At 60.4% G+C, this 230-nt stretch carries 1 protein-coding gene; it reads right to left on the bottom strand.

Translation table 11 applies throughout. From position 1 onward, the window contains the following. Positions 1-230, bottom strand: a 230-nt coding sequence (locus HMPREF2886_RS23750; RefSeq protein WP_168172029.1) for a type IV secretory system conjugative DNA transfer family protein, incomplete at both ends; no start/stop codon positions are given.

The following is a 230-nucleotide window of genomic DNA, read 5'->3' as shown; positions in this document are numbered from 1 at the left end:
CCTGTTCGCCCTTGTAGAGCGCGTGCAGGATCAGTCCTACCAACAGCTCGAACGCGGCACTACGGAAGTGGTCGGACTCGATGCCCTTGCCATCGGAGTCGATGACCATCAGCGCGATGTTTTGCGCGTCACTGACCTGAAAGCGGGTGCGGAACTGGATTTCGCCCAACGGGTTCCATGCGCAGCCGGTGCCCGGCTTCGCTGGGTCAAAGCGCAAGATCACGTTGTTG

It is taken from the genome of Pseudomonas sp. HMSC066A08, assembly GCF_001813025.1.
GTDB lineage: Bacteria > Pseudomonadota > Gammaproteobacteria > Pseudomonadales > Pseudomonadaceae > Pseudomonas > Pseudomonas aeruginosa.
The sequence above is the reverse complement of the archived record's forward strand: the minus strand, read 5'-3'. Positions and strand labels throughout refer to the sequence as shown.